1 pseudogene is annotated in these 292 nt (G+C 43.8%); it reads right to left on the bottom strand.

Features of this window, described 5'->3' with window-relative positions:
- Positions 1-42: 42 nt before the first annotated feature.
- Positions 43-213: pseudogene (locus tag NXS07_RS21150) on the bottom strand (IS6 family transposase); the annotation flags it as partial.
- Positions 214-292 lie beyond the last annotated feature (79 nt).

Raw genomic sequence — 292 nt, 5'->3', positions numbered from 1 at the left:
CCTCCACTAATTCTTTCATTAGCGTCCCTCTAAAAATGAAAGAATTATCCACTCAATATTTTCATGCGTAACCCCTGCGGCAATCCCCCGTTCAGCCATCATTTCTTCCAAATTACGCAAACTCAGGGCGTAGGCTAGATACCAACGCACGCACGGGGCGATGATATCAACAGGATAGTGTAAACGTTTGAAGGCTTTTCGGATAAGGGGCATCGTTAGATGGTGTCGTCATGAGAAATTTCGTGCAATAATAATGCCCCACCATTCCATCATAAGAGTTGATTAACCATGA

The organism is Xenorhabdus bovienii, assembly GCF_024721015.1.
Lineage (GTDB): Bacteria > Pseudomonadota > Gammaproteobacteria > Enterobacterales > Enterobacteriaceae > Xenorhabdus > Xenorhabdus bovienii.
Note: the sequence above shows the minus strand (reverse complement) of the source record. Positions and strands in the feature narration are given on the sequence as shown.